The sequence below is a fragment of the Arthrobacter sp. SDTb3-6 genome (assembly GCF_013376095.1).
In the GTDB taxonomy this organism is placed as follows: Bacteria; Actinomycetota; Actinomycetes; order Actinomycetales; family Micrococcaceae; genus Specibacter.
Genome location: NZ_JAAMFN010000083.1, coordinates 1 through 4,173 on the forward strand (window position 1 = coordinate 1; position 4,173 = coordinate 4,173).

Sequence of the window (4,173 nt, forward strand, 5' to 3'; positions counted from 1 at the left end):
GGGCGGGCCCGCATGCCCCATTGCGTAGCTGCCGGTAAGACGAACCTCAACGAAGCATTTGTTTCCAATGAGCCGACGCGGACCGCCGTTTCCTTATCGACTCGCGGGTAGACCAAGCTACTTGTCGTCGTCTTGGCTTAGCTTAGCTTTGACGTCCTTCCCCAAAATCCCTCGCAGAACGTCAGGGAAGAGTTGTTACATCAATGTAAGACCGGGTAGAGTTTGCTGTGCAAGGGGCAGTAGCCCTGCGAAGTGAGCTTGGCAGTCTTCCGGATGGTATGACGAGCCAGGCTCGCGTTGTTTAACGGCTGCAATCGATTATTTCCTGGACCAGAGGGGCAGCCTTCCGGATCCAGTCGCCTCCACGTTGGTGGCACCACGCGACAGCATCACTGACCCAAAGCAGTGGCTCCTCATTCGACTTGCAATGCATGTAGCGAAGTTCCCCGCCTTCATCGAACTGCCGTAAATGCTGGGCAATGGTTCGACGGTCAGACTGCTCCAAGGACTCATCACTTTCCAGCACCAGCTTCCTGGCCCCTGCCATGACCAGGTCGTCGAGCAGGCGTTCCAAGCACAACGTCCGGGCGGCTTTATCAGCCATGTTGCGCGCCACATAGAGCCTGGTCTGCAATCCTGCCGCAATGGCCCCGGTCAGGAAGGCATTGCGTGAACTGTCACTCTCGCTTTTGAAATGCACCCTGCGTTGTCCCGGCCGGCACAAGGCCGCGATCGACTTTCGGGCGGTCGTGACATCTGCCGGGGCGATGGCCGACGCGGCAACGTAGTATGCCTTCGACTTCGACTCATCAACGAAGACTTGGGCGCCGGAGGGGATTAGTGGGTTCACCCAGTTAACTGTAATCGGCTAGCCCGAGGCAACAGTGGCTGCGAGAACGATCGGGTTGTCCGCACGGGAACCTGTATGGCACGTCCCATTCATCGTGGAGTATCCGTAAATCGATTTCTCAGCATCTCTATCAATCTGATGCCCGATGCCGCTCTTCGTTCTCGACGAAGACTTCCAAGCCTGTATCGCGACGGTATGCATCGAGGGCCTCCCAATCTGAGATCTGGCCTCTCCTCCACGCAGTTAGTACAGAAGTGAGAGAGTCAATCACCTTCGGTGCGGACGGGCTCCCCGTTGAAATTACCTCGCCGGCCGACGACACGATGGGTGCAATGGCTAAATCCGACAGGACAAGTAACAATCCAAGGTCCAACGTCGTCATCAAACTGCGCTTTGCAAGCGTGGCCGCGTCGTAACCCGGAATGCCGCGAGCGGTATATTGCTCCATGAACGCTTCCATCAAGTTTCGGATCGCCACGCCGGTCTCTTGTTTGCGAACGTGTACGTCCTCACGATCAATCTCGGCTTGGCGCCGCTTTGTCTCGAGAGCCTCACGAATCCAGGGCGTTACGACCGAACCGACCAAGGCGATAATAGCGCCAACTACGATCGCCCAAGCGCTGTTCACGAGTCGAGTTCGTCAGCGATCGCGCGACCCTTCTGGAGGAGCGCTTCACGTTGACGAACCGAGGATGCCACGGCGCCCTCGAGGCTAGCGTTCCATTGGCTCACCTCGCTCGAGCTCCAGTCCGCGCCCTGTACTAATTGCGAGCGAGCCGACGACACTTCAGATTTGACCCAATCAGCGGTGATGTCCTGCGATGAAAATTTCATCAGGATCGTGTTATCGCGCTTTTCTACGCGTGGTTGTGGTGCGTAGGTGAAGGTCGATGCCTGAAGCCACAGTAGGTCGGGGTCTCCGGTGAAGGGCACGGAGTATTCGAAGCCGGTCGCGGGCACATCAATGATGCGGTCTGAATCACGCCCCTGCACCTTGAGCGTTGTCTCTAGCGGGTCCGAACGAGTCATTCTCTCAAAGTCGAAAACCAGGGGCTCGACTCGGAACTTGGCCACGGTGGATTGGATTACATCCTCTGGGTCGTTGATGATCTCCGACGATGGACGAGCGGCAACGGCGTCGACGGCGCGCTTCATGATCTGAGCCAGATGGTCACTCAGGCGCGCTTTGGAGAACACGGGTTGAACAGACATCGGTTTCCTTCCAGGAGCAATTCTTTAGGTGAATATGAACAGAACGGTACCCGCGCGGACTGCCACAAGCGAGCCGCTCCCGAAACTCCGTCTTCCCCATACGTCGCACTGTCCTACGATCAAATGCACTCAGGGCTGGCCGCTTGGCATTCAAGATGCAACCATGAACCACGATCATGCCAACGGCACCGCCACACGAGTACACGAAACACCAGGAGGATCGTGGCAGGCACCAATCAAATATCGTTCCAATTCCCCGCCAAAATCCGCATGTCTACAGAGACAGGATCATCAAATGGCCATCGAACGCGAGGGACAGATCTAGATCAGATAGGACCCCTACCAGACCTATGAGCTCCCGTCCGTCACTACTACCTCGGGTCGCGTATGAGAGTGGTCAACACAGCATCCGCCCCAGTCGGCCTTGCCCTTGTGTACGCCTTGTGTATCCACTGCAAAACCCCCGAACTGACAGCGGCGGTCGCTCCCCAAAACGGCTGGTGGGTCGCAGCGGAAACTGCGAACCCGAAAGCGCCATCGATGATCACACCCGTGCCTTCAGTTCGCACGAGGTCCTTAAGTGAGGAGCTTTCGAGGTCGCGGCGCACTTTATTCACGCGGGGACGCAGTTCGTCTTCGACGCGCTGCCGCAGCTCGTCGGCTGAGTCAGCTGACGCTCCGCGCTGGATGTTCCGCAAAGCACTGCGCCAATCTTCGAAGTCGCTCGACGATTTGCGGATAGCAGCTGCCTGCCGGACCGGCACCTCGATCGACGGCACCGCGATGCGAGACACCTCTCGGAGCATCGCATCAGGGTGCAAGCGGTGCGCTCCAACTGTGACCTTTTTCCTCAATAGAGCCAGATCGACATCTGACGATGGCACGTATTGCGCGTCGAACGCGTCGGCAATCGCGAGCATCTTGTCGATGTAGTAGAAGAAAGGCTCGGCTCGCCACTTTTCGTCAGCGGGACGAATCGGATCACTTAGCGACAACGAGAGCCCTTGCAGGTTGTCCCAGGATGTCGGACCGATCGTGTGCGGCGGGATCGACGCGATAAAGTCCTGGAGCTCCTTCGAGGCAACATCGTGCCGTACAGCAGTTTCCAGCTGCACCCTTCGGCGGGCGAGAATCGGCCACTGGCTGCGGAGTACGACTACGCCATCGCCAATCAGTCCCTCGAGGGCATACAGGTTGTTGACAATTCCGGCCAACCGAGCAGCGGCCGCGACGGGACTTTCTCGCAGCGACTCGTAGGAGCCATCTCGACTCCAGATCTGGGCACCTGCATGCAGGACGTTGTCGACCCCATCACAACGCCTGTAACGGATACCCCTAGGGGCCGGCAATGCGGATCGATTATCGAAGAAGTTGGCAAGCGGGTCGAGTAACAGCAACTTCGGGTAATACAGCAGTGAGTCACTCAAATCCTCGCGAAATGATGGCTCACTCCCGTAAGCGCTCCGCCATCCGCCAACAAGCGAGGCGCCATCAGGGATCGCCTCATTTGCTTGAGTCAGCCAGAACTCATCTAACACGCCCGCGAGTTGGTCCAACTCGGGGAGACTGAGCATCGCCAGCTCGTGCCGCGTCGGCTTAGCACCAAGTGTGCTCTCAAGGGTGTCAAGCACCGTAGCTGTCGGGGGTGATATTCGTGGTCGCGTAGCCATGAGTCCATCGTGCCTCACAAGCGCATGTTACGTGACCGCAAGCCGGTCCACCACCGGAGCGTCTGCAGACAACTTCGGAAGTCTTCCCAAACTACTTGTTTCCGCGGGCGTCAGATTCGCGGTTACCCCGCCCGACTTAGTGCCCGGTGAGCGTGCCCTAACTGCAACACCTAGAGCATCAGAACTTCAGGGCAACGAAGCGTGTCGTCGACCGGCCAGCGGCAGCGGAGTCGAGTACGTACTTCGACCGCCTGAGCGGCCCCGCAATCGTCCGGGATAATGCCGCCAATGACTGTCTTGGAGCGAAAAAGGGGAGCTAGTCCATTTGAAAAGGGGGAGTGAAGTCGGCAGAAGATTTTGCTGAAAAGGGGGAGTTGGGCTGTTTTTTGGCCTTGAATGCCTCTGACCGGCGGAACATAACCGCAGGTCAGAGGCCATTTT

Annotated in this window: 5 protein-coding genes; all 5 read right to left on the reverse strand. The window is 57.8% G+C overall.

What is annotated here, in order from left to right; genetic code table 11:
• Window positions 1-301: 301 nt before the first annotated feature.
• Window positions 302-850, reverse strand: coding sequence for a DUF3800 domain-containing protein (locus tag G6035_RS19250; protein WP_176618712.1), 549 nt, complete (start codon window positions 848-850; stop codon window positions 302-304).
• Window positions 851-980: 130 nt separating this feature from the next.
• Window positions 981-1,478 (reverse strand): hypothetical protein, encoded by a 498-nt coding sequence (locus G6035_RS19255; RefSeq protein WP_176618713.1) that lies wholly within the window; start codon window positions 1,476-1,478, stop codon window positions 981-983.
• A complete protein-coding gene (locus G6035_RS19260; RefSeq protein ID WP_176618714.1) occupies window positions 1,475-2,062 on the reverse strand; it encodes a hypothetical protein in 588 nt (195 codons plus the stop codon). The genes G6035_RS19255 and G6035_RS19260 overlap by 4 nt, the downstream gene beginning before the upstream one ends.
• Before the next feature lie 371 nt (window positions 2,063-2,433).
• Window positions 2,434-3,693: a hypothetical protein gene (locus G6035_RS19265; protein WP_176618715.1), complete on the reverse strand. Its 1,260-nt coding sequence runs from the start codon at window positions 3,691-3,693 to the stop codon at window positions 2,434-2,436.
• Window positions 3,694-3,902: 209 nt separating this feature from the next.
• On the reverse strand, window positions 3,903-4,173 hold a 271-nt coding region (locus G6035_RS19850), incomplete at its 5' end, for a hypothetical protein (protein ID WP_218063379.1).

Excerpts from the sequence above, each read along its gene's own strand:
- G6035_RS19260 (WP_176618714.1), bottom strand. The coding sequence starts at position 2,062 with ATGTCTGTTCAACCCGTGTTCTCCAAAGCGCGCCTGAGTGACCATCTG.